We start from the raw sequence: 22,377 nt of genomic DNA, 5'->3' as shown, positions 1-22,377 counted from the left end.
GCCTCAGCCGTCGATCGCGTTGTGCGGCGTGGACTCGATCGCGCGGCGCGGGCGGTCCCAGCGGCTCGGCTCGTCCTTGCTGCGCGGCGGCCGGTCGTTGGCGATGAGCACCGCGATCCACGGCAGCGGCACCGAGGCGCCGATGATGAGCAGCGAGATCCACGGATTGGCCCAGATCCCGTAGGCGGCACCGGCCAGCACCAGTGCGGGTATGCGGAACGCCATGATGATCGTGTAGCGGCGCACCCGCGCCCGGTGCTGATCCTCCAGCGACGGGGCGGCCTCGGTGATGAGCACCGGATGTTCTCGGTCGGCGCCGGGGAAGTACCCCCGCGATCGCTTGGTGGAGGTGGGCACCGTGACATCCGGCCCGTGGTCGCTGTCGCCGGCGTTCGGGGTATCGCCGTCCTGCTGCATACCTCGAGTCTTCCACTCCGCGCCCGCCCTGCACACCCCGAGGTCGGTTCTCCTCGCCCGCGAGCGGGCCGGCCGCCGCATGCGGCATCATGGAATCCGTGAGTACCGACACCCTGGTTCGCCCGGATACGACGACCGACGAGACGACGGGCGACGACACCCCGAAGTTCTTCCACTACGTGAAGAAGGACCGGATCGCGGAGAGTGCCGTCATGGGCACCATGGTCGTCGCCCTGTGCGGCGAGGTCTTCCCCGTCACCCGGTCCCCGAAGCCCGGCTCCCCGGTCTGCCCGGACTGCAAGAAGGTCTACGAGACCCTCCGCAAGGGCGACTGACTCGAACGTCGTCGCGCCGCACCTCGCGCGGTGCGGCGCGTTGTCGTGCTCGGTGTGCGGTGCTCCAGGTTGTGCGCAGTGCTCTAAGTTGTGCGCAGTGCTCTAAGTTGTGCGCAGTGCTCTAAGTTGTGCGCAGTGCTCTAAGTTGTGCGCAGTGCTCTAAGTTGTGCGCAGTGCTCTAGGTTCCGCGGAGGGCGTCGGGCACCTGGGCCAGCGTTCCGTCGTCCTCGGCACGCTTCTCGACGGACTCGGCCGGCGGATCGTCCTTCGCCACCGGCTCCTTCACCAGCGACACCGTCGCCTCCTCGTCGTCCCCGCGCACCTGGTTGGTCCACCACTCCTTCATCTGCTCGATGCGGGTGGCGCGGGCGGGCCAGAACTCCTGGACTGCGGCGTTGAACTCGGCGCCGAGGATCACCGCGAAGCCGAGCGAGAACGTGAACAGCAGGAACGCGATCGGGGTGGCCAGCGCGCCGTAGCTGACGCCGGTCTCGGTGATCCAGGACAGGTAGCGCCGCAGCCCCTCACTGGCCGCCATGAAGAACACGCCGGCCACCAGCGCCCCGCCGAAGAGCCGGTGCCAGGGCAGCGTGCGGTGCAGCGCGAGCTTGTAGAGGGTGGTCAACCCGACGATGAGCAGCAGGCCGACGCCCGGATAGTAGAAGCTGTCCACCAGCCGCAGCCCCGGCTCGCGCCACGAATCCGGCAGTACTCGCCCGATCAGGGTGGGCCCCAGCGCCACCAGCGGCAGGATCAGCACCGCCGCCACCAGGAACTGCACGTAGAGCAGCAGCGCGAAGATGCGCTGCCACACCGGGTGCCTGGCATCCTTCTGGTCGTGCGCCTCCACGATGGCGTCCACGAACGTGGCCATCGCCGAGGAACCCGCCCACAGCGAGAGCACGAAGCCCACCGACACCACCGCACCGCGCCCGCGGCCCAGCACATCGGCGACGGTGGGCTCGATCAGATCGTTCACCACGGCGGGACTGAACAATTCCCGGCTGAACGTGATGATCTTGGAATTCACGATCTCGACGGTGTCGGGCCCGAACCAGCCGCCCACGTACCCGAGGCTGCCGAGCACGCCGAGCAGCAGCGGCGCCAGCGAGAGCGTCTGCCAGAACGCGGCCGCCGCCGATTTGGCGAAGATCGAGTCGTGCCAGGCCTTCACCGCCACCCGCACCACGAGCCTGCGGGCCTGGCGCAGCCCGTGGCGCACCCGGCGCGCCGCGGCGGCCGGACCGCGTGGCGGCACGCCACCGCCGCCGCTGTGGACCGGCTCCTCGCCGTCCCACGCGGCGCCCTCGGGTAGCGCGCTGACATCGGACATGTGCCTACAGCATCGCGCACCGGGCCGCCGCGCACAGCGGCGTCCCCGCGACGTGTCGGCGGGCGACGGGTGAACATCGTGCGCGAACCCCCGATCGCTGTGACGCGGATCAAGCCCGCCGCGTCGGTTTGGCGACACGCCGTCACGGGCCGCTACTGTCTTCTTCGTGACGGGTTCGGATGGCGCTGCGGCGGGAGATGGGGCGACTCCGGGCAATTCGCACACGCCCGCCGGCGGGGGTTCGCTGCGCGCCTGGCAGCGCCGCGCATTGACGAAGTACCTGGCCACGAAGCCGCGCGACTTCCTCGCGGTGGCGACGCCCGGTGCCGGTAAGACCACCTTCGCGCTGCGCGTCGCCGCGGAACTGCTGGCCGACCGCACCGTCGACCAGGTCACCGTGGTCGCGCCGACCGAGCACCTCAAGCACCAGTGGGCGGGCGCGGCGGCCCGCGTGGGCATCCAGCTCGATTCCCGGTTCTCCAACGCGACCGGTGGCACCTCCGGCGACTACCACGGCGTGGTGGTCACCTACGCGCAGGTCGCCTCGCATCCCTCGCGGCACCGGGTGCGCACGGAGAACCGCAGGACGCTGGTGATCCTCGACGAGATCCACCACGCGGGCGACGCGAAGAGCTGGGGTGAGGCCACCGAGGACGCGTTCGGCAGCGCGACGCGGCGCCTGGCGCTCACCGGTACCCCGTTCCGCTCCGACGACAGCCAGATCCCGTTCGTCACCTACGAACCCGACGAGTCGGGCTTCCCGCGCTCGCGCGCCGACCACACCTACGGCTACGCCGACGCGCTGGCCGACGGCGTCGTGCGCCCCGTCGTCTTCCTGGCCTACTCCGGTGACGCGCACTGGCGCGACAGCGCGGGCGAGGAGCACACGGCCCGCCTCGGCGAGCCGCTGAACGCCGAGCAGACGGCCCGCGCCTGGCGCACGGCCCTGGACCCGGCGGGCGACTGGATCTCGAAGGTGTTGCGCGCCGCCGACATTCGCCTGCGCCAGAAGCGCACCTCCGGCATGCCCGACGCGGGTGGCCTGGTGATCGCGACCGATCAGGAACGCGCCCGCGAGTACGCCGAACTGCTGGAACACATTTCGGGGGAGAAGCCGGCGCTGGTGCTCTCCGACGATCCCAGCTCCTCGCAGCGCATCGGCGAGTTCAGCGCGAGCACCCAGCCGTGGATGGTGGCGGTGCGCATGGTGTCCGAAGGTGTCGACGTGCCGCGCCTCGCGGTGGGCGTGTACGCGACGAGCGCGTCGACGCCGCTGTACTTCGCCCAGGCCATCGGCCGTTTCGTGCGCGCCCGCAGGCCGGGGGAGACGGCGAGCGTGTTCCTGCCCTCGGTGCCGGTGTTGCTGGATCTGGCCGCGCAGCTGGAGTTGCAGCGCGACCACGTGATCGGCAAACCGCACCGGGAGAAGAACACCCTCGACGACGAGCTGCTCATCGACGCGAACCGCCAGAAGGACGAGCCGGGCGAGGAGGAGAAGAAGTTCGTGGCGCTGGCCGCGGACGCCGAACTCGACCAGGTGATCTACGACGGTTCCTCGTTCGGTACCGCGACTGTGGCGGGCAGCGACGAGGAGGCCGACTACCTCGGCATCCCCGGCCTGCTCGACGCCGAGCAGATGCGCGCGCTGCTGCGCGACCGCCAGGCCCGCCAGGTCGCCGACCGGGGCGAGGTGAAGGTGCAGGAGGCCGGCCCGCAGGTCGCGACCGCCGCCGAGCGGGTGGCCACCGCCGACCGCCTCGGTGAACTGCGCCGCGAGCTGAACAGCCTGGTCGCCATGCACCACCATCGCACCGGGAAACCGCACGGCGTGATCCACGGTGAACTGCGCCGGGAATGCGGAGGCCCGCCGACCGCGCTGGCCACCGCCGAGCAGCTCCACGAGCGGATCGCGGCGCTGCGCCGTCGGTGAGCCTCAGGACGGCCAGGCCGCCATCGCGACGTCGATGGATCCGGTGAGTTCGTCGAGCCCCGCGCCGTCGCGCGCCTGGATCGACAGCCCGTACAGCACGGTCGTGTAGAACGTGGCCAGCGCTGCGGTGTCGACGTGCGCGGCCAGATCCCCTTCGGCCACACCGCGATCGAGGCGCGCGCGGATCTCCGCGGTGGTCTCGCGGCGCTTCTCGACGAGGAAGTCGCGCACGCCGGTGCTGCGGGTGGTGTAGGTGGCGCCGGCGAGAACCACCATGCAGCCGCGCGGTTTTCCCGCCTCGGTGTACGCGACGGCGTTGTCGCGCAGCATCGCCTCGACGGCCGCGCGGGCAGTGGGTTCCTCGCGCAGGGCGCGGTCGGTGTACCCGCCCTCGGCGTCGCCGTAGACGTCGACCGCCGCGCGGAACAGCTCCTCCTTGGAACCGAACGCCGCGTACAGGCTGGGGGAGTTGATGCCCATCGCGGCCGTGAGATCGCTCATCGACGTGCCTTCGTACCCGTGCTCCCAGAACACCTCCATGGCCCGGCGCAGCGCCACGGACCGGTCGAACGCCCGCGGCCGTCCCCGTTCCGCCATCGCGCACCCCTTTCTGTACCGATCATTAAATATACCCGTTGACAGATACGGTGCCGTGCGCTTGGCTATTTATGTATCAATCGACACAGAATTGGAGTTCTCCGATGACGGATCTCGCGGGCAAGGTGGCACTGGTGACGGGCGGTAGCAGGGGGATCGGCGCGGCCATCGCCCGCCGCCTCGCCGCCGACGGCGCCACCGTCGCGCTGTCCTACCGCAACGGCGGTGCGCTCGCCGAGGAGGTCGTGAGCGGCATCGAAGCCGGGGGCGGGCACGCCTTGGCCATCCGCGCCGACAGCGGGGACGCGGCCGAGGTCGCCGCCGCCGTGCACTACGCCGCCGACGAACTGGGACGCTTCGACATCCTGGTGAACAACGCGGGCATCTTCGCGGCCAAGCCCTTCGAGGAGTTCTCCGTCGAGGAGGTCGACCGGGCGCTGCACGTGCACGCCCGCGCCGCGTTCGTCGGCGCGCAGGCGGCGGTGGGGCGGATGAACGGCGGCGGGCGCATCATCAGCATCGGCAGCAATCTCACCGAACGCGCGCCCTTCGCCGGGCTCACCCTCTACAACCTCAGCAAGTCGGCGCTCAACGGTTTCACCAAAGCCCTTGCGCGCGAACTGGGTCCGCGCGACATCACCGTCAACCTGGTGCAGCCGGGCTCGACGGACACCGATATGAACCCCGCCGACGCCGAGGACGCCGCCGATCAGGTCGCGCTCTCCGCGCTCGGCCGGTTCGGCGCGGCCGAGGACATCGCGGGCACCGTCGCGTTCCTCGCCGGCCCGTCGGGGCGCAATCTCACCGGCGCCATCCTCACCGTGGACGGCGGCACCAACGCCTGAGCCGCACGGCGGCCATCGCGGGCTCGCCGCCCGGCGCCGAGCAGGGCAGGGACCTCGCCGCTGGTCGCCGGCGTCCGCTCAGCGCACCATGCACGCCGCGCGGTGTTCTCGCGCACGACCCGCCTGCGACGCGGTGGCTCATCCGCCGAAGTACCGGCCGGGCGGCACACCCACGGCCCGCCGGAACGCCGCGACGTACGCGCTGGGCGTGGCGTAGCCGACCCGCCCCGCGATCCGCGCCACCGGCAGGCCCGCCGCGAGCAGCGGCAGCGAGGCCGCCAGCCGGGTCTGGGTGCGCCACTGGGCGAACCCGAGCCCGGTCTCGGCGGCGAACAGGCGGGCCAGGGTGCGGGAGCCGGCCGCCACCTCGCCGCCGAACTCGGCGAGGGTGCGCTGATCGGACGGGTCGGCGGTGAGCGCGTCGGCCACCGCCAGCGCGCGGGGATCGGTGGGCCGGTGCGCGCCGATCGGGATCACGTCCACCGGCTCGAGCAGATCGAAGACCACCGCCTCGGCGCGGGCGCGCGCGGCGGGGTCGACCGTGCCGGTGAGGTGGCCGAACAATTCGCCGAGCAGCCGGCCCACCCGCAGCATGGTCGGCGCGGTGAGCGTGACCGGGCAGCGCTCGGGTTCGACGAAGATGCCGCTCAGGGTCGCGCCGTCGGCGGTGCCGGTGCGGTGCGGGTGCCCGCCCGGGATACACAGCGCGCGGGTCGGCGGCAGCACCCAGTGCCCGCGGGCCGTCTCGACGGCGAGTACTCCCCGTGCGGCCCAGGCGGTTTGGTGCTGCGGGTGGGCGTGCGTGTCGAACCAGTGTCCGGCGGGCAGGCGCGCCGCGCCGAACACCATGGCCGTCGGTCCCGGTGGTGCGCTCACCAGCGCGGGATGTCCGTTCTGCGACACGGTTCGTCACGGTAGCCGCTCGCGGACGGGCGCGGGGATTCCTACCGTCGAGGGATGGCGATGAACTTCCTGCACCGGTGGTGCTGCCGGTCGGCGATGTAGGAGCGGGTCAGCACGACGCGGCTGGTGCCGTGGGCGCTGGACGGGCTGGACCTCGGCGCGTCCACCCTCGAGATCGGCCCCGGTTATGGCGCGAACATCCGCGCGCTGCGCGAGCGCACCGGCGCGCTCACCGGCGTCGAGATCGATCCCGAGCTGGCGGCCCGGCGGCGGACCACACACCCCGGCGAGGTGCGGGTGGTCGAGGACGACGGCGCCGAAATGCCGCTGCCCGACGGGGGATTCGACTCCGTGGTGTCCTTCACGATGCTGCACCACGTGCCGTCCCCCGAGCGTCAGGACGCCCTGTTCGCCGAGGCGCTGCGGGTGCTGCGCCCCGGCGGGGTGTTCGCGGGCAGCGATGGCCTCGACGGCTTCGGCTTCCGCCTCATCCACCTCGGCGACACCTGCGTGCCCGTCCCCCGGACACCGCGACCGGCCGCCTCGCCCGCGCGGGATTCACCGATATCGAGATCGCAACGGGCGCAAGCAGTTTCCGCTTCCGCGCCCGCCGGCCGGACTGACCGCTCAGCCCAGCACCTGGACCGCGTAGAACACTGCGGTCAGCACGGCCAGCGCACCGAGCGCGGTGCGCAGGGCGGTGTCGGGCACGCGCGGTTGCAGGTGCGCGCCCAGGTGGCCGCCGCACAATCCGCCCAGCCCGCAGGCGAATCCGAGGAGCCACTCCGGGGCGATATCGGGGCCCGCGGTGGTGATCGCGAGCACGGCGTAGGTGAGCGCACCGACGATCGAGGTGACGAAGGTGGCGGTGAGCGCGGCGGGGGCGAGCACCGCCAGCGCCACGCCACGACCGGCCAGGATCGGGCTGAGCAGAGTCGCCACCGATGCCGTAGACGCCCCCGACCACGCACACCGCGAGCGCGGCCACGCCCACCGTCGTGAGGACATCCATCCGCACACTATGGCAGGACCCGCGCCGCGCGGATCCTCACCCGGCGTCGAAGAAGTGCTCCGGGTCGAGGGTGTGGAGCGGGGTCCAGCGGGGTGATTCCGGGGCGGTGTCCGAATCCGGGTGGGCCGCTTCGAAATAGCCCTGGAGCTCCAGCGCCAGGCGCGGGTGCTCGTCCACGCGGCGGGCCACGTCGTAGAGCACCGCCAGCAGGTGGACGCAGCGGGGGTTGCGCGCCGGACAGGAGCAGTCGGTCGCGGCCAGGACCGGGGCCGGGTGCACGCCGGCGCCGGCCAGCGCGCGGTGCGCCTCGTCGGTGACGATCGTCGCGTCCGGGATCACGGCGGCGATGGCGTCCACCGTCTGCCGCGACAGCGGTGCGACCTCCACGTGGGTCACCGACGCCTGTCCGCCGCGATGGATGTGCGCGCGCACCACCCGGCCCTCGACGGTGGCCGACACGCCCTGGTTGCGGGCGATGCTGCGGGCGCGGGGCAGCATCGGATCGGGCCGGGTCTGGCGCAGCGGTTCGGCCAGGCGCACCCAGTCCCGGCCCCACGCGGTGTAGCCGAATTCGTTGTCCGCCATCAGTTCTCCCGCTTGCGTCGCAGGATCTCGACGAGCTGGTCGTCGTCGAGGTTCGCCAGTGCCGCGATGCCCGACTCGTCGGACAGGTCGGTCAGCGCGGATTTGCGGTCGTGCATGCCGGCGATGTGTTCCTCCACGGTGGTGGCGCTGGTGAGCGTGGTGATGGTGACGGTGCGGGTCTGGCCGATGCGGTGCGCCCGGTCGGAGGCCTGCGCCTCCACGGCGGGATTCCACCAGCGGTCGAAGTGGATCACGTCGGCGGCGCGGGTGAGGGTGAGCCCGGTGCCCGCCGCGCGCAGGCTCAGGACCAGCACCGGCGGCCCGCCCTCGGACTGGAACTCGCGCACTATCGCGTTGCGCGCGGCGCCGTCGAGGCCGCCGTGGAAGAACGGCGCGTCGATGCCGAACTGCTCGGCGAAATGCCGCACCAGCAGCTCACCGGTCTGCCGGTACTGCGTGAACACCAGTGTGGGAGAACGCGTTTCGAGATTGGTGGCGACGATGTCGGCGCACTGGTCGAGTTTGCCGGAGCGTCCGGCGAGTTCGGTGAGCTCGCCGGTGATCAGGCCGGGGTGGTTGCAGACCTGTTTGAGCGCGGTGAGCGCGGCGAGCACCTTGCCGCGCCGCGCGAACCCGGCGCCGAACCCGTCGTCCACGGCGCGGTCGAGCAGCCGGTCGTAGAGCCGTTCCTGCTCGGCGGTGAGGTCGCAGAGCAGATCGGTGTGGATCTTGGCGGGCAGGGCGGAGGCGACCTGACTCTTCTTGCGCGCCAGCACGATCGGCTCGAGCGCGTCGCGCAGGCGGGCCGCCGCCGTGGTCGAGCCCTCGCCGATGGGCCGCACGAACCGGCGGCGGAACTGGGCGCGGTGCGCGAACAGGCGCGGGGCGACGAGGTTGAGCAGCGCCCACAGCTCCTCGAGGTGGTTCTCGACCGGCGTGCCCGTCAGCGCGATCTTCGCGGCGGCGGGCAGCGACCGCGCCGCGCGGGAGACCTGCGTGCGCGGATTCTTCAGCGCCTGCGCCTCGTCGAAAACAGCTGTTGCCCAGTGTGTTTCGGTCAGCGCCGCGCCGTGGATCCGGAGGGTGGGGTAGCCGGTGACGACGATGTCCCCGGCGCCCGCCTTCAACTCCCCGCCCCGCCACGCGAGGGCGCGCGGCCCCGGCGCGAATCGCGCGATCTCGTGCACCCAGTTGCCGACGAGCGAGGTCGGGCACACCACCAGCTGCGGCCCGTCCTCGGCGCGGCCGGTCAGGAACCCGATGGCCTGCACGGTTTTTCCGAGGCCCATCTCGTCGGCCAGGACCGCGCCGCCGTACGCGTCGATCGTCTCGTGCAGCCAGCCCACGCCGCGCACCTGGTACGGACGCAGATCCGCACGCACCACCGGCGCGAGATCGCCTGCCAGACGGGTGGTTTCGCGCACCACCCGCAGCGCCCGCTCGCTCGACACGATCGACGTGCCCACGGCGTCGGGAACGGCGTGCGCGGCGGGTGGCAATCCGTCCGGAGTGTCGCCACGCAAGACTTCCTGCCAGCGGAGCAGGGAATCGGCCGGCGGGGAGCCGGCTTCGGCAGCGGCCAGTTCGTCGGGAGTGACCACCGCGCACGCGACGTCGACGACTTCGATCCCGCTCCGATCCGGGGTGGGGACGGCCAGCGCGAGGGTCTCGCGATCGCCGAATCCGTCCGGTGCCGGGCCCGGTGCGCGGCCGGACCAGGTCCACAGGGCGAAGAGGTGGCGGTCGGGCAGGTAGGTGGCCTGTGTGGTGCGCAGGGCGAACCCCCATGATTGTCGTATGGTGTACGGAATGCTGGGACAACGTACACCATACGATGTTTTATTCCCAGGCCGTCTTTCGAGGAGTGTTGCGTGCCGCACGATGACGCCGCCGAGGCCAGGCAATTGCTCACTCTGCTGTGGCGCGAGGTGCTGCCCCCGCGCGCGGGCGGGCGCGGGCCGAAGCAGACCGTGAGCGTGGACGCGGTGGTGGCCGCGGCGGTGCGACTGGCCGATCGTGACGGCTACGAGAAGGTGTCCATCCGCGCGGTCGCGGCCGAACTGGGCCTGCGTCCCATGAGCCTCTACACCTACGTGCCGAGCAAGCGGGCGCTGACGGCGCTCATGGTCGACGCCGTCGCCGACGAGGACGCGCCGATTCCGGCGGAGCTGCCGGCGCGGGAACGGATGGCGGGGATCGCGCGCCAGGTGCGTGCCGAACTGCTCGCCCACCCGTGGTTGCTCGACGTCTCCCCGTGGCGCATGGTGTTGGGGCCCGGCCGGATGCGCCGCTACGAGAATCAGCTGGCCGCGCTCGAGGGGATCGGCCTGACGGATCTGGCGATGGACCGGGTGGTGGCGGTGCTGACCGAATTCGCCTCCGGGAACGCGAGGATGGCGGTGGCGGCCGCGCGCGAGACGGCCGAGCTCAGCGACGAGCGGTGGTGGGAGCGCTACGGGCCGGAGCTGACCGAGATCATGCCCGCCGACCGTTTCCCGCTGGCCGGCCGGGTCGGCGCGGCGGTGGGGGAGCACTATCGCGCGCCCGCCGATCCGGACGGCGCGTTCGAGTTCGGGCTGGGCCGGATGCTGGACGGCATCCTGGCCGGACTCGACGGCGACGCCGCGAAGGACTGACTGCAACACAGCGGCAGCGGGCGACGTGTCCGTCGCCCGCTGCCGGGGATGTTCAGTTGTTCGATGCTGTTGTGTCGGGACGTGAACGGCGGGTCAGAGGGCGGGCGCCGATTCCGTGTCGATGACGGCCTCGAGCTCGCGCAACCGATCCATGTGCTCGTTCGCGTGATGCTGGCAGAAGAGCAACTCTCCACCTGCGGGCAGGGTGGCGCGCACCCGTGCGGCCGCCCCGCAGCGGTCGCAACGATCGACCGCGGTCAGTGGGGTGCTTGTCAGGGTTCCTGGCATGACTCCTCCGTCCTGGCTCCCGGCACTACAGTCCGTTCACCTGGTGTGGGGCCCGTGGTCACTCACCACGAGCTCGCTACCGCTACTTCCCAGCAGTGGTATGACTACTCTGTCAGACGTTCGGGACGGGGGCATTGTTCCCGCAAGTGATTCTGTGTGTTTTCTCTAACACGACCTGGTGTTTCGCTGAAGGCGAACATCCCAGCTCGCGCGGACCGCACACCGTCGATCACCCCACGAACACGCCTATCCAGTTGGTCTGGAAGGAGATTACCCGTGACGTACGACACTCAACCGCCGGTTTGGAGTTGTGACCTGGCACAGGGCGCGCAATTTCCGGCAAACCACCGCACGCCGCGTCCCGCTGCCGTAGTCGTGGTTTCGTGGCGAGCCCGGCGGGATGCGTGGCGATCGCGAGAAGTGGAGTCGACGTGCCGCACGGTGGCCCGCGAGTGCTCGGTCCGGCCGCGCGGCGGTTCGTCCCAGGGGCTTGTCAGGCGCGGTGACCTGCGCCACTATACTCTATGTCATCATGCATAATCCGCAGCGGTGAGGAGACGGGCGTACGGCATGGAGATCGGTGTGGTGGTGGAGCCGCGGTTGCCCGGCGCCCTGGAGTTCGTCGGGGAACTCGAGCGGCTGGGGGTGTCGTCGGTCTGGGTGCCGGAGGTCTGGGGGTACGACGCGCTGACCGCGCTCGCCTTCCTGGCCGCGCGCACCGAGCGAATCGGGTTGGGCACCTTCGTCGTTCAGCTCGGCTCGCGGAGCCCGGCGCTGCTGGCCACCTCGGCGCTGAGCTTGCAGGTGCTCTCGGGGGAGCGGTTCCGCCTCGGGATCGGGGTGTCGGGTCCCCGGGTGATGGAGGGGTGGCACGGGGTGCGGTTCCGGCGCCCGGTCCAGACCACCAGGGAGACCATCGAGATCGTGCGCGCCGTCGCGCGGGGTGGGCCGTTGCGCTACGAGGGGCAGGTGTACGAACTGCCGCTGCCCGACAGTCGCGGCCGCGCGCTGAGCCCGCTCACGGCGCCGGGCCACGTCCCGGTCTACGTCGCGGCGATGGGGCCGGCCAACCTGGAACTCACCGGCGCCGTGGCCGACGGCTGGCTGGGCAACGCGTTCATCCCGGAATCCGCCGAGGTGTTCTTCGCGCCGCTGCGCGCGGGGGCCGAGTCGCGCGGCCGGACGCTGGCGGATCTGGATCTCGTGGCCCCGGTCGCGGTGGAGATCCACGACGACGAGGCCGCCGCCGCGGCCGCCCGCCGCCGCCACGCCGACGGCTACGCGTTCACCATCGGCGCCATGGGCTCCTCGGCCGGTGAGAACTTCTACAACGCGGCCTTCACCCGCCTCGGCTTCGGCGCACAGATCGCGCGGGTCGCCGAGTTGTGGCAGTCCGGGCGGCGCGAGGAGGCTCGCGCGGCGGTGCCGCTCGAGCTGGGCGCGCTGACCAACCTGGTCGGCACCCGCGCGCACGTCGCGCAGCGGCTCGACCGCTACCGCGAAGCGGGGATCACCACCGTGCTGGCCAAATCGGAGGGCGGTTTCGACGCCCAGCTCGCGACCGTCACCACCCTGCTCGAACTCGCCCGCTGACGAGCGATCGTTCCGTAAGAAAGGAAACCCGTGCGCTACCGCGACTGTCCGACGATCGAAGTGACCCGGCGCGTCGCCTGCACCCCCGAGCAGGCATGGAAGCTGGTCACCGACATCACCTTTCCCGCCCGGCACTCCACGGAGGTGGAGTCGGTGGAGTGGATCGCCCCGGCCGATCGGGTGGCGCCGGGGGCGCGGTTCCGGGGCAGCAACCGGCACGAGGCGCTGGGCGCGTGGCAGACCGAGTGCGAGGTCGTGGAGGTCGAACCGGAACGCCGCTGGGTCTACGACGTGCACGGTCCCGACGGGGTCGGCGCCACCTGGGGCTTCGAGATCGACCCGGCCCGCGACGGTGTGATCGTGCGGCAGTGGGCGCGGATGGGGCCCGGCTCGTCGGGGCTGAGCGTCGCGATCGCGAGCATGCCGGACAAGGAGGCGCGCATCGTCGCCAACCGGCTGGCGGAGTGGGAGCAGAACATGCGGGCCACCCTGGCGGCGATCGAGGCGGCCTGCGGTTCGGCGGGCTGATCGCCCGGTCAGCGTGTCTTGGTGAGGAAGAGCTGGGACTAGACCAGCAGCTCGAGCTGCTCGGCGACCTGGTCGAGCGGTGCGGTGCTGCGCTGGGCCCGGCACAGCACCGTCGCGCCCTCGATCGCGGCCAGCGACATCGTGGCCAGCCGCGCCGACACCGCGGGTGCCAGCCCCTCGGCGTCGAACGCGCCGGTCAGCGCCGCGTGCCACCGCGCGAAGAGGGCCTCCGCGTGGGCGAACAACTCCGGGTCGTCGTCGGCGGGGCCGACCGCTACCGCCACCACCGGGCAGCCCGCCGTGAAGTCGCTGTCGCGCAGGATGGTGCGCCACAGGTCGGTGAAATCGGCCAGCGCGCCGCGATATCCGCGCGCGGAGGCCGAGTCGATGATCGTGCCGATGGCGTCGCCGGCGAAGCGGAGGGCCTCGGTCAGCAGTTGCGCTCGCCCGCCGGGGAAGTGGTGATACACCGAGCCGCGCGGAGCGCCGCTGCGGGCGAGGACGGCGTCGATGGTCACGCCGCCCGCGCCGCGTTCGCGCAGGACCTCGACCGCGGCGGTCACCATGCGCTCCCGCGTCGACTTCCGTTCCGTCACGCCGACCTCCACCCGGCACCGCGTCGCCTTGCCGCGCGAGAATTATAGGAGACAGCATAATCCGTGCTCCGTGGTCGCGGAGGCTCGCGCGATCCCAGGACGCGGTGAAGCCGGCGGTTGCGCTGTTCGATCAGGCGTGCCAGGAAGGCCGCCATTCAGCGCGTGCACAACTCGCCGACGCCACCCCGGCGTGGACGCGAGCCCCACTCCGAACGTCACCCGCGTGCCGAAGCTGCGCCCCATAGGATCGTCGGGGCGTGCTCGATCGACGCGCACCGGCGAGACAGGAGTGGGATGTGCCCGTGACCCCCGACAGCCGTCGACTGGTCCACCTCTGTGACCCGGAGCAGTGGCGGACCGCCCAGCGGCTCGGCGAACACCGCCCGGATTCCCTGACCACGGAAGGCTTCATCCACCTGTCCGCCCCCGCCCAGGTCCACCTGCCCGCCAACCGCCTCTTCGCGGGCCGCCGCGATCTGCTGCTCCTGCACATCGACCCCGGCGCCCTCACCGACCCCGTCCGCTGGGAACCCGGCGTCCCCACCGACCCGGCCTCCATGCGTTTCCCCCACCTCTACGGCCCGCTCCCGGTCGCCGCCGTCACGGCGGTCAGCGACTACCTTCCCGGCCCCGACGGCACCTTCGCTCCGCTGCCGGACTGAGTCAGTGCGCCCGGGATTGGCGGGCGACGATGGCGGCCTGGACCCGGGATCGCACACCGAGTTTCGTGAGGACGCGGGAGACGTGGGTCTTCACGGTGGTCTCGCCGATGAACAGGCGGGCGGCGATCTGGGCGTTGGACAGGCCCTCGCCGAGGCAGTCCAGGACTTCGCGTTCGCGCTCGGTGAGGTCGGCCAGGCCGTCCGGTTCGGTGGTGGCGGCCTCGGGTGGGGTGGCGGCGAAGGCGGAGATCACCGCGCGGGTCACCTCCGGGGCGAGCACGCCGTCGCCCGAGGCGACCGCGCGCACCGCCTCCACCAGCGCCTGACCGGACGTCGATTTGAGGACGAAGCCGGACGCGCCCGCCCGCAGCGTGCGGAACACGTACTCGTCGAGGTCGAACGTGGTGAGGATGAGCACCCGCGCCAGGCTGTCGGCGGTGATCCGCTCGGTGGCCTCGATCCCGTCCACGCCCGGCATACGGACGTCCATGAGCACCACGTCGGGCCGCAGCGCCTTGGCCTGCGCCACCGCGATATCGCCGTCGGCGGCCTCGCCCACCACCTCGATGCCCTCGGCGGTGTCGAGGATCATCCGCAGACCCGCCCGGATGGCGCCGTGGTCGTCGGCGATGAGTACCCGGATCATGACACCTCCGCGTTGCGAGTCGGCGCCGCCGCCAGCGGCAGTTCGGCGTGCACGGACCAGTCGCCGTCGACGGGGCCCGCGGTGAAACGGCCGCCCAGGGCGGCGGCGCGCTCGCGCATGTTGATCAGCCCCCGGTGCGCGGAGTCGGGGTCGGCCGACGGCCGGGCCGCGGTGGTCGTGGGATTGCGGACCGTCACCGCGAGGGTGTCGCCGCCGGCGCGCACGCCGATCTCCACACGCTGCCCCGGCGCGTGCTTCATCGCGTTGGTCAGCGCCTCCTGGATGATCCGGTAGGCGGCCTGGTCTACGGCGCTGGGCAGCGGTTCGTCCGGCAGCGCGTCGGCCACGCGCACCGCGATCCCCGCCGACCGCGCCGCGTCCACCAGGATCGGCAGCTGCGCGAGCGTGCGGGGCGCGACGGCGTCGTCCTCGGCGCCGTCGTCGCGGCGCAGCAGGCCGATCATGGTCCGCATCTCCTGCAGCGCGCTCACGCTGTTGGCGCGGATGGAGCCGAGGATGCCCGCCATCGCGGGGTCGGCGGGGCGCGCGTTCAGCACGCCGAGCGCGGCCTCGGATTGCAGCGCGATGGCCGACAGGTGCCCGGCGATCACGTCGTGCAGGTCGCGCGCCATGGTCTTGCGCTCGTCGGCGATGGCGGCGCGCCGGTCCAGTTCGGCCACCAGGCCCAGGGCCTGCGCGCGGGATCGTTCGGCGGCGGCGACCTCTTTGTGTGTGCGCACCGACAGCGCCCACCAGATCGGCGTGCCCACGAAGGCCGCGGCCGCGGCCGCCGAGAGCACGAACACGCGCCAGTCCCCGGTGCCGGCGAGGACTCCGATCGTGACGATCACCGAGAGCGTGCCCGCCGCGATCGTCACCCGTCGCGACACCACCGCGCTGCCGTACAGCACAGCCGCGTAGATGAAGTCGGAGTAGATGATCCACACCGGCACGGTCGGGCCGAGCGCGAAGTCCACCCCGAGCGGGACGAGTCCGCCGAGCAGCGACACCAGCGGCCTCCGCCTGCGGAACAGGCTCAGCGCGCACAGCAGCATGAGGACGCCGAACCGCACGGCCAGCGGCGGCTGGGCGCTCGCGTTGCCCATCGGGTACAGCCCGGACAGGTACAGGCCCGCGCCGAGCGCGAAGATGAACGCGCTGATCAACGCGTCCTGCGCGGTCGCCGACAACGCCTGCCACTGCCTCACCGCACCATCACAGCACACGCGCCGCGACACCCGGGTCGGCCGAAGTGATGACGCGCGATCGATCCGACGGCCGACGCCCCCGGCACGGCCCCCGCGCCAGGCTCGGAGCGTGACACTGCTCCTGGCTCTGATCGGACTCGCGCTGGTCGACTCCACCAGCATCGGCACGCTCATCGTCCCGCTCTGGCTGCTGCTCGCCCCGGACCGGCCGCCCGCGCGCCGCCTGCTGATCTACCTCGCCGCGATCGCGACGTTCTACTTCGCCCTCGGCGTGGTGCTCTCCACCGTCGTCGGCGCCGGGCTCGACCGGTTCGGCGAGCTGGCGCGCAGCCCGGTGGTGCTGGTGCCGCAGCTGGTGCTCGGCGTCGCGCTGTTCGCCGTCTCGTGGCGGTTCGACTCCAAGAAGCGCCGCGCCCGCGGCGCGCCGGACCGCATCGCCGCCTGGCGGGACAAGGCGCTGCGCAGGCAGAACACCGGCGCGGGCCTGGCGATCCTGGCGGTGAGCGCGGGCACGCTGGAGGCGTTCTCGATGCTGCCCTACCTGGCCGCCATCGGCCTGCTGGCCACCAGCGACGTGTCTGCGGCGGGGTCGGTGGGCCTGCTCGCCGGGTACTGCGTCGTGATGGTGCTGCCCGCGCTGGCGCTGATGGCGGCAAGGTCGTTGCTGCACAGCAAGATCGAGCCGCTGCTGCGCCGGGTCGACGCGTTCGTCTCCCGGCACGCCGACAGCGCGACGGGCTGGGCGCTGGCCATCGCGGGCATCGTGCTGGTGCGCGGGGCCATCGGCGGGTTGGCCGCCACCTAGCGTCGCGCGCGGCGCTACCCTGGCGGAGTGAACGTCGACGTCACCGCTCTGCCCGGTATCGGAGTACGCAAGGATTTCCAGGTGCGCTCCGGTCGCCGGATCGGCGTCGTCGACCATCGGGACGGCGGCATCGATCTGATCGTCTCGAAGGTCGGCGACCCCGACGCCTGCGCCGCCCAGGTCGCCCTCACCAGCGACGAGGCCGCGGTGCTGGCCAATCTGCTCGGTGCCCCGCAGCTGGTCGCCGAGTTGCGCGCCGACCACCGCGACCTGCCGGGCATCACCACCCGTCAGCTGCCGGTCGGCGACGACTCCCCGTACGCGGGCCGCACCCTCGGCGAGACCGCCATGCGCACCCGCACCAAGGCCTCGATCGTCGCGGTCATGCGGGCGGGCCAGCTGCACGCCTCGCCGGGCCCCGATTTCACCTTCGCCGCCGACGACCTGCTCGTGGTGGTCGGCACGCCGGACGGACTCGACGCCGCCGTGAAGCTCCTCGCGCGCGGGTGAGCCGGTGAGTACCACCGCGCTCGGGCTCATCCAGCTCGGGGCGGTGTTCTTCGTGCTCGGCATCCTGGGACGCGTCGCGGGCCGCTTCGGCATGTCACCGATCCCGCTGTATCTGCTGGGCGGGCTGGCCTTCGGCGTGGGCGGCGTGGTGCCGCTGGACGAGGCCATCGACTTCGGCCATCTGGCCGGCGAGATCGGCGTGGTGCTGCTGCTCCTGCTGCTCGGCCTCGAATACACCGCCGCCGAGCTGGTCACCGGGCTGCGCCGCTCGTGGCCCGCGGGCCTGATGGACCTGGTCGTCAACGCGACGCCGGGCGCGGCGGTGGCGCTGTTGCTGGGCTGGGGTCCGGTCGGTGCGGTGGTGCTGGCCGGCGTCACCTACATCTCGTCGTCCGGGATCGCCGCCAAGGTGCTCACCGACCTGGGGCGGCTGGGCAACCGGGAGACGCCGGTGGTGCTGTCGATCCTCGTGTTCGAGGACCTGGCCATGGCCGTCTACCTGCCGATCCTCACCACGGTGCTGGCCGGGGTGGGATTCCTGGCGGGTCTGGAGACGCTCGCGATCGCGCTGATCACCGTCACGGTGGTGCTGCTGGTGGCGCTGCGCTACGGCCACTATGTGTCGGCGGTGCTGTCCAGCTCCGACAACGAGGCGTTCCTGCTGAAGCTGATCGGCGCGGCGCTGCTGGTGTCGGGTCTGGCGGCCACGCTGAACGTGTCGGCGGCGGTGGGCGCGTTTCTGCTCGGCATCGCGATCTCGGGGCCCACGGCGCACCAGGCCGCGAAACTGCTGGAGCCGCTGCGCGATCTGTTCGCCGCCATCTTCTTCGTCGCGTTCGGCCTGAGCATCGACCCGTCGGCGATCCCGCCGGTGCTGGGCTGGGCGGTGGCGCTGGCGGTGCTCACCGCCGCCACCAAGATCGCCACCGGGTGGTGGGCGGCCGGTGTCCAGGGCATCGGCCCGAAGGGCCGGGCCCGGGCGGGCGCGGCGCTGGTGGCGCGCGGTGAATTCTCCATCGTCATCGCGGGATTGGCGGTGGCGGCGGGCGCGGTCACCGTCGAACTCGCGGCGCTGGCGTCGGCGTACGTGTTGTTGATGGCGGTGCTCGGGCCGGTGGCGGCGCGGGTGGTGGAACCGGTGGTCGACCGGGCCCAGCGCGTGCGGAAGGGCTAGGACCGCACGGCGCGGTGGCGCTCGATCCGTCGCCAGAACAGCGTGGCCGCCGTGCCCACCAGCAGTCCGATGAGCGCCGCGCAGAAGTGCCCGTAGTCGGTGAAGGTGGGCTCGATCACGATAGCCACCACCAGCGCGCCGAGGACGACGACCACCCACACCACCCGGACCCACCCGCGAAAGCGGAACGCGAGCGCGGCGAGCACCGCCGTGAACCCGTAGCTCGTGCCGACGTCGGCGGCCGTGGCGACGCGCACGGGGATGAGGTCGCGGTCGAGGGCGCGGTCGATGGCGGTGACCACCAGCAGCGAGGCGCCGATGTGCCCGGTCGCGAACAGCGCGATCCAGCGCCCGGTGCCCAGCCACCGTTCGGCGGCGGCCATCACCACCAGGAACTCGGCGATGACGAGCCACGGGAACCCGCCCTCGATCCAGAACGCCGACGCCACCAGCACCTGCACCGGGTCCCGTTGCATATTGCGCAGATTCGTCGACGCCGACAGGATCAGCCGGTGCTCGACGGACTCGCCCACCCCGCGCAGCGTCCACCAGGTGACGAACAGCGTGAACGCGTAGGCCACGCTGGCCGGGGCGGCGGCCAGGTGCGCCCGGAGCGCGCCGGGTAACCGGCGCACCAGGCCGGGGCGGCGCAGCCAGTCGCCCGCGGCCCGCAGTTCGGCGCCGAGATCGACGGTCTGAAGCCAGGGAACGGCCACACCGGCAGTCTGCCGCCTCGTTCCGGCGTGTGGCGTTCGCGACGCGCCGCGAGGCCGCAGTGCACTCGTAACCTCGATTCACACCCGGGCAATATTCGCTCTCAACAATCGGGCCACCGACCAGTACACGGCCCGAGGAGTGCGCGAACCATGGCGATCGACGCGGCGAAGACCACCGGGGACGACGTCCCCGACGACTATTTGGCGAAGCGGACCCTGCGTTCCGGGTCCGCGGGCTGGGTGCTGCTCGCCGGGCTCGGCGTGAGTTACGTGATCTCCGGCGACTATTCCGGCTGGAACTTCGGCATCGGGGAGGGCGGGTTCGGCGGGTTGCTCATCGCGACCGTCGTCATCGCCGCGATGTACCTGGCGATGGTGCTCGGCATGGCGGAGCTCTCGGCGGCGCTGCCCGCCGCGGGCGGCGGCTACACCTTCGCGCGCCGCGCCCTGGGCCCCTGGGGCGGATTCGCCACCGGCACCGCCGTTCTGCTCGAATACGCGATCGCGCCGGCCGCCATCGCCACGTTCATCGGCGCCTACGTGGAATCGCTGAATCTGTTCGGCATCACCGACGGCTGGTGGGTGTATCTCGCGGTCTACGCGCTGTTCATCGGCATCCACCTGAGCGGGGCGGGGGAGGCGCTCAAGGCGATGTTCGTGATCACGGCCATCGCGCTGGTCGGCCTGCTGATCTTCGCCGTGTCCGCCTGGGGCCGTTTCGATCTCGCGAATCTCACCGATATCCCCGCCGACCCCGAGGCGGTCGGCAGTTCGGAGTTCCTGCCGTTCGGCGTGATGGGCATCTGGGCGGCGGTGCCGTTCGCGATCTGGTTCTTCCTCGCCGTCGAAGGTGTGCCGCTGGCCGCCGAGGAAGCGCGCGATCCGGAGAAGAACGTGCCCAAGGGCATTCTCATCAGCATGCTCGTGCTGATGGGCACGGGTGTGGTGGTGCTGTTCCTGGCCACGGGAGCCCTTGGCGCGGAAGCCATCTCGACATCCGGTAACCCGCTGGTGGAGGCGCTGGGCGACGATGGCGCGGCGCGGGTGGTGAACTACATCGGCCTGGCCGGGCTGATCGCGAGCTTCTTCTCCATCGTCTACGCGTACTCGCGCCAGACGTTCGCGCTCTCGCGGGCCGGCTACCTGCCGACCAGCCTGTCGGTGACCAACTCGCGCAAGGCGCCGGTGCTCGCGCTGATCGTGCCCGGCGTGATCGGTTTCGGGCTGTCGCTCACCGGGCAGGGCGCGATGCTGCTGAACATGGCCGTATTCGGCGCGGCGGTGAGCTACGTGCTGATGATGGTGAGCCACATCGTGCTTCGTGTGCGCGAGCCCGGTATGCACCGGCCTTACCGCACGCCGGGCGGCATCGCCACCACGGGATTCGCGCTGGTGATCGCCTGCGTCGCGGTGGTGGCGACCTTCCTGGTCGACCCGGTCGCGGCGGGCTGGACGTTCGCCGCGTTCTGCGCGTTCCTGCTGTACTTCGCGGTGTACAGCAGGCACCGGCTGGTGGCCGCCTCGCCCGACGAGGAGTTCGCCCTCCTCGCGAAGGCCGAGGAGGAGCTGGAATGACCCGCTACACCCAGCGGTTGCGGGGCGTCAGCTATTCGTTCGACGGCCTGGTCGATCTGCTCGCCAAGGCGACGCCGTTGCGCAGCGGCGACCAGCTGGCGGGCTGCGCCGCCGCCACCGACGCCGAACGCGCCGCCGCGCAGTGGGCGCTGGCGGAGGTGCCGCTGACCGCGTTCCTGCGCGATCCGGTGGTGCCGTACGAGACCGACGAGGTCACCCGGCTCATCATCGACACCCACGATCGCGTTGCCTTCCAACCGATCTCGCATCTCACCGTCGGGGGGTTGCGAGACTGGTTGCTGGCCGTCGCGGCGGGGGACGGTGGCGCGGCCCCCGCCGCGACATTGCGCGCCGTCGCGCCGGGGTTGACGCCGGAAATGGTGGCGGCCGTGAGCAAACTGATGCGCAACCAGGATCTCATCGCGGTGGCGAAGGCCGCCGAGGTGACCGCCGCGTTCCGCACGACGATCGGCCTCCCTGGCCGGTTGGCGACGAGGTTGCAGCCCAACCACCCCACCGACGATCCGCGCGGGATCGCGGCGGCGGTGCTGGACGGACTGCTGCTCGGCTGTGGCGACGCGGTGATCGGCATCAACCCGGCCACCGATTCCCCCAGGGCCACCGCGGATCTGCTGCACCTGCTGGACGAGGTGCGCACCCGGTTCGACATCCCGGCCCAGTCCTGTGTGCTCGCGCACGTGACGACCACGCTGGGGCTGATCGAGGCGGGCGCGCCGGTGGACCTGGTGTTCCAGTCCGTCGCGGGCACGGAGGGCGCGAATTCCGCCTTCGGCGTGGACCTTTCGCTGTTGCGCGAGGCGAACGAGGCCGGGCGCTCGCTCGGGCGCGGCACGGTGGGCGACAACGTGATGTACCTGGAGACCGGGCAAGGGTCGGCGCTCTCGGCGGACGCGCACCGAGGTACCGGCGGCCGCCCCGTCGACCAGCAGACCCTGGAGGCGCGCGCCTACGCGGTGGCGCGGGCGCTGGACCCGCTGTTGGTCAACACGGTCGTCGGGTTCATCGGCCCCGAATACCTCTACGACGGTAAGCAGATCATCCGCGCGGGCCTCGAGGACCACTTCTGCGGGAAGCTGCTCGGCCTGCCCATGGGCGTCGACGTCTGCTACACCAACCACGCCGAGGCCGACTCCGACGACATGGACACCCTGCTGACGTTGCTGGGCGCGGCGGGTTGCGCGTTCGTCATCGCGGTGCCGGGCGCCGACGACGTGATGCTCGGCTACCAGAGCCTGAGCTTCCACGACGCCCTCTACGCCCGTCAGGTGCTCGGCCTGCGGCCCGCCCCCGAATTCGAGTCGTGGCTCGCGGGTCTCGGCATGCTCGACCCGTCCGGGCGCCTGCGCGCCGTGCCGCCCCTGGCCTCACCGCTGCGCGCCTTGGCGGGATGAGAGGCGGAATGCGTTTTTGGGCAGGCGAATCAAGCTCGGTAGATATCCGGGGCGAGTGGCGCTCGCGCCGC

24 protein-coding genes and 1 pseudogene are annotated in these 22,377 nt (G+C 71.7%); 13 read left to right on the top strand and 12 right to left on the bottom strand.

Annotated features, from left to right (window positions below):
- Window positions 1-3: 3 nt before the first annotated feature.
- The gene (locus DFR74_RS02330) at window positions 4-417 is read right to left on the bottom strand and encodes a DUF3099 domain-containing protein (protein ID WP_084537367.1); all 414 of its coding nucleotides are present in this window, start codon (window positions 415-417) and stop codon (window positions 4-6) included.
- A gap of 98 nt (window positions 418-515) precedes the next feature.
- Here DFR74_RS02330 and DFR74_RS02325 point away from each other — a divergent pair, with 98 nt between their 5' ends.
- Complete coding sequence (locus DFR74_RS02325; RefSeq protein WP_067504595.1) at window positions 516-752, top strand: DUF3039 domain-containing protein; 237 nt, start codon at window positions 516-518, stop codon at window positions 750-752.
- Window positions 753-930: 178 nt separating this feature from the next.
- On the opposite strand, the gene DFR74_RS02320 is transcribed toward DFR74_RS02325, so the two are convergent.
- Window positions 931-2,085, bottom strand: coding sequence for a YihY/virulence factor BrkB family protein (locus tag DFR74_RS02320; RefSeq protein ID WP_084537365.1), 1,155 nt, complete (start codon window positions 2,083-2,085; stop codon window positions 931-933).
- A gap of 244 nt (window positions 2,086-2,329) precedes the next feature.
- Here DFR74_RS02320 and DFR74_RS02315 point away from each other — a divergent pair, with 244 nt between their 5' ends.
- Window positions 2,330-4,015 (top strand): DEAD/DEAH box helicase, encoded by a 1,686-nt coding sequence (locus tag DFR74_RS02315; protein ID WP_113974962.1) that lies wholly within the window; start codon window positions 2,330-2,332, stop codon window positions 4,013-4,015.
- A 3-nt stretch (window positions 4,016-4,018) separates the two neighbouring features.
- Here DFR74_RS02315 and DFR74_RS02310 read toward each other — a convergent pair whose 3' ends face one another.
- Window positions 4,019-4,612, bottom strand: a complete 594-nt coding sequence (locus tag DFR74_RS02310; protein ID WP_067504470.1) for a TetR/AcrR family transcriptional regulator — start codon at window positions 4,610-4,612, stop codon at window positions 4,019-4,021.
- A 104-nt stretch (window positions 4,613-4,716) separates the two neighbouring features.
- Between DFR74_RS02310 and DFR74_RS02305 the strand changes: the two genes are divergently transcribed.
- Entirely contained in the window at window positions 4,717-5,457 is a 741-nt protein-coding gene (locus DFR74_RS02305) for an SDR family oxidoreductase (RefSeq protein ID WP_067504465.1), read from the top strand.
- A gap of 138 nt (window positions 5,458-5,595) precedes the next feature.
- Here the strand turns inward: DFR74_RS02305 and DFR74_RS02300 are convergent, their stop codons facing one another.
- Window positions 5,596-6,360, bottom strand: a complete 765-nt coding sequence (locus tag DFR74_RS02300) for an AraC family transcriptional regulator (protein WP_232331652.1) — start codon at window positions 6,358-6,360, stop codon at window positions 5,596-5,598.
- A 54-nt stretch (window positions 6,361-6,414) separates the two neighbouring features.
- Between DFR74_RS02300 and DFR74_RS02295 the strand changes: the two are divergent.
- A pseudogene (locus DFR74_RS02295) lies at window positions 6,415-6,983 on the top strand (class I SAM-dependent methyltransferase).
- A gap of 4 nt (window positions 6,984-6,987) precedes the next feature.
- Here DFR74_RS02295 and DFR74_RS02290 read toward each other — a convergent pair.
- From DFR74_RS02290 to DFR74_RS02280, 3 genes are all read right to left on the bottom strand, one after another.
- Window positions 6,988-7,302 (bottom strand): TSUP family transporter, encoded by a 315-nt coding sequence (locus tag DFR74_RS02290; protein WP_198161676.1) that lies wholly within the window; start codon window positions 7,300-7,302, stop codon window positions 6,988-6,990.
- A 106-nt stretch (window positions 7,303-7,408) separates the two neighbouring features.
- Entirely contained in the window at window positions 7,409-7,957 is a 549-nt protein-coding gene (locus DFR74_RS02285; RefSeq protein WP_067504453.1) for an SWIM zinc finger family protein, read from the bottom strand.
- Window positions 7,957-9,708 (bottom strand): DEAD/DEAH box helicase, encoded by a 1,752-nt coding sequence (locus DFR74_RS02280; RefSeq protein WP_067504593.1) that lies wholly within the window; start codon window positions 9,706-9,708, stop codon window positions 7,957-7,959. The genes DFR74_RS02285 and DFR74_RS02280 overlap by 1 nt, the downstream gene beginning before the upstream one ends.
- A 120-nt stretch (window positions 9,709-9,828) precedes the next feature.
- Between DFR74_RS02280 and DFR74_RS02275 the strand changes: the two genes are divergently transcribed.
- Complete coding sequence (locus tag DFR74_RS02275) at window positions 9,829-10,593, top strand: TetR/AcrR family transcriptional regulator (RefSeq protein WP_198161675.1); 765 nt, start codon at window positions 9,829-9,831, stop codon at window positions 10,591-10,593.
- Between the two features lie 93 nt (window positions 10,594-10,686).
- Here the strand turns inward: DFR74_RS02275 and DFR74_RS02270 are convergent, their stop codons facing one another.
- The gene (locus tag DFR74_RS02270; protein WP_033087939.1) at window positions 10,687-10,881 is read right to left on the bottom strand and encodes a DUF7455 domain-containing protein; all 195 of its coding nucleotides are present in this window, start codon (window positions 10,879-10,881) and stop codon (window positions 10,687-10,689) included.
- Between the two features lie 549 nt (window positions 10,882-11,430).
- Here DFR74_RS02270 and DFR74_RS02265 point away from each other — a divergent pair.
- Together DFR74_RS02265 and DFR74_RS02260 are read left to right on the top strand one after the other, a co-directional pair.
- Window positions 11,431-12,474, top strand: coding sequence for an LLM class flavin-dependent oxidoreductase (locus DFR74_RS02265; protein ID WP_232331650.1), 1,044 nt, complete (start codon window positions 11,431-11,433; stop codon window positions 12,472-12,474).
- Between the two features lie 30 nt (window positions 12,475-12,504).
- Window positions 12,505-13,002 (top strand): SRPBCC family protein, encoded by a 498-nt coding sequence (locus tag DFR74_RS02260; protein WP_067504448.1) that lies wholly within the window; start codon window positions 12,505-12,507, stop codon window positions 13,000-13,002.
- A gap of 38 nt (window positions 13,003-13,040) precedes the next feature.
- Here DFR74_RS02260 and DFR74_RS02255 read toward each other — a convergent pair whose 3' ends face one another.
- Window positions 13,041-13,568, bottom strand: a complete 528-nt coding sequence (locus tag DFR74_RS02255; RefSeq protein ID WP_067504584.1) for a TetR/AcrR family transcriptional regulator — start codon at window positions 13,566-13,568, stop codon at window positions 13,041-13,043.
- Between the two features lie 326 nt (window positions 13,569-13,894).
- On the opposite strand from DFR74_RS02255, the gene DFR74_RS02250 reads away from it, so the two are divergent.
- Window positions 13,895-14,260 carry a DUF952 domain-containing protein gene (locus DFR74_RS02250; RefSeq protein WP_407675066.1) on the top strand — a complete coding sequence of 122 codons (366 nt, stop codon included), beginning with the start codon at window positions 13,895-13,897 and terminating at the stop codon, window positions 14,258-14,260.
- 1 nt (window position 14,261) lies between these two features.
- On the opposite strand, the gene DFR74_RS02245 is transcribed toward DFR74_RS02250, so the two are convergent.
- Together DFR74_RS02245 and DFR74_RS02240 are read right to left on the bottom strand one after the other, a co-directional pair.
- Window positions 14,262-14,906, bottom strand: coding sequence for a response regulator (locus DFR74_RS02245; protein ID WP_067504444.1), 645 nt, complete (start codon window positions 14,904-14,906; stop codon window positions 14,262-14,264).
- On the bottom strand, window positions 14,903-16,114 hold the full coding sequence (locus DFR74_RS02240; protein ID WP_067504441.1) for a sensor histidine kinase: 1,212 nt from the start codon (window positions 16,112-16,114) through the stop codon (window positions 14,903-14,905). Before DFR74_RS02240 ends, DFR74_RS02245 begins: the two co-directional genes overlap by 4 nt.
- Before the next feature lie 109 nt (window positions 16,115-16,223).
- Here DFR74_RS02240 and DFR74_RS02235 point away from each other — a divergent pair, with 109 nt between their 5' ends.
- From DFR74_RS02235 to DFR74_RS02225, 3 genes are read left to right on the top strand one after another with little or no spacing between them, the layout of a single operon-like run.
- Complete coding sequence (locus tag DFR74_RS02235) at window positions 16,224-16,919, top strand: GAP family protein (protein WP_232331648.1); 696 nt, start codon at window positions 16,224-16,226, stop codon at window positions 16,917-16,919.
- 27 nt (window positions 16,920-16,946) lie between these two features.
- The gene (locus DFR74_RS02230; protein ID WP_067504439.1) at window positions 16,947-17,429 is read left to right on the top strand and encodes a cation:proton antiporter regulatory subunit; all 483 of its coding nucleotides are present in this window, start codon (window positions 16,947-16,949) and stop codon (window positions 17,427-17,429) included.
- Window positions 17,430-17,433: 4 nt separating this feature from the next.
- Window positions 17,434-18,603: a cation:proton antiporter gene (locus tag DFR74_RS02225; RefSeq protein ID WP_067504437.1), complete on the top strand. Its 1,170-nt coding sequence runs from the start codon at window positions 17,434-17,436 to the stop codon at window positions 18,601-18,603.
- Here the strand turns inward: DFR74_RS02225 and DFR74_RS02220 are convergent.
- Complete coding sequence (locus tag DFR74_RS02220; RefSeq protein ID WP_067504435.1) at window positions 18,600-19,319, bottom strand: rhomboid-like protein; 720 nt, start codon at window positions 19,317-19,319, stop codon at window positions 18,600-18,602. The genes DFR74_RS02225 and DFR74_RS02220 overlap by 4 nt on opposite strands.
- Window positions 19,320-19,469: 150 nt before the next feature.
- Between DFR74_RS02220 and eat the strand changes: the two genes are divergently transcribed.
- Both eat and DFR74_RS02210 read left to right on the top strand, forming a co-directional pair.
- On the top strand, window positions 19,470-20,894 hold the full coding sequence (eat, locus tag DFR74_RS02215) for an ethanolamine permease (RefSeq protein WP_067504433.1): 1,425 nt from the start codon (window positions 19,470-19,472) through the stop codon (window positions 20,892-20,894).
- Window positions 20,891-22,306, top strand: coding sequence for an ethanolamine ammonia-lyase subunit EutB (locus DFR74_RS02210; protein WP_067504430.1), 1,416 nt, complete (start codon window positions 20,891-20,893; stop codon window positions 22,304-22,306). The genes eat and DFR74_RS02210 overlap by 4 nt, the downstream gene beginning before the upstream one ends.
- The last annotated feature ends 71 nt before the right edge of the window (window positions 22,307-22,377 follow it).

Origin of the sequence: Nocardia puris (assembly GCF_003315035.1) — a bacterium.
GTDB classification, from domain to species: domain Bacteria; phylum Actinomycetota; class Actinomycetes; order Mycobacteriales; family Mycobacteriaceae; genus Nocardia; species Nocardia puris.
Note: the sequence above shows the minus strand (reverse complement) of the source record. Positions and strands in the feature narration are given on the sequence as shown.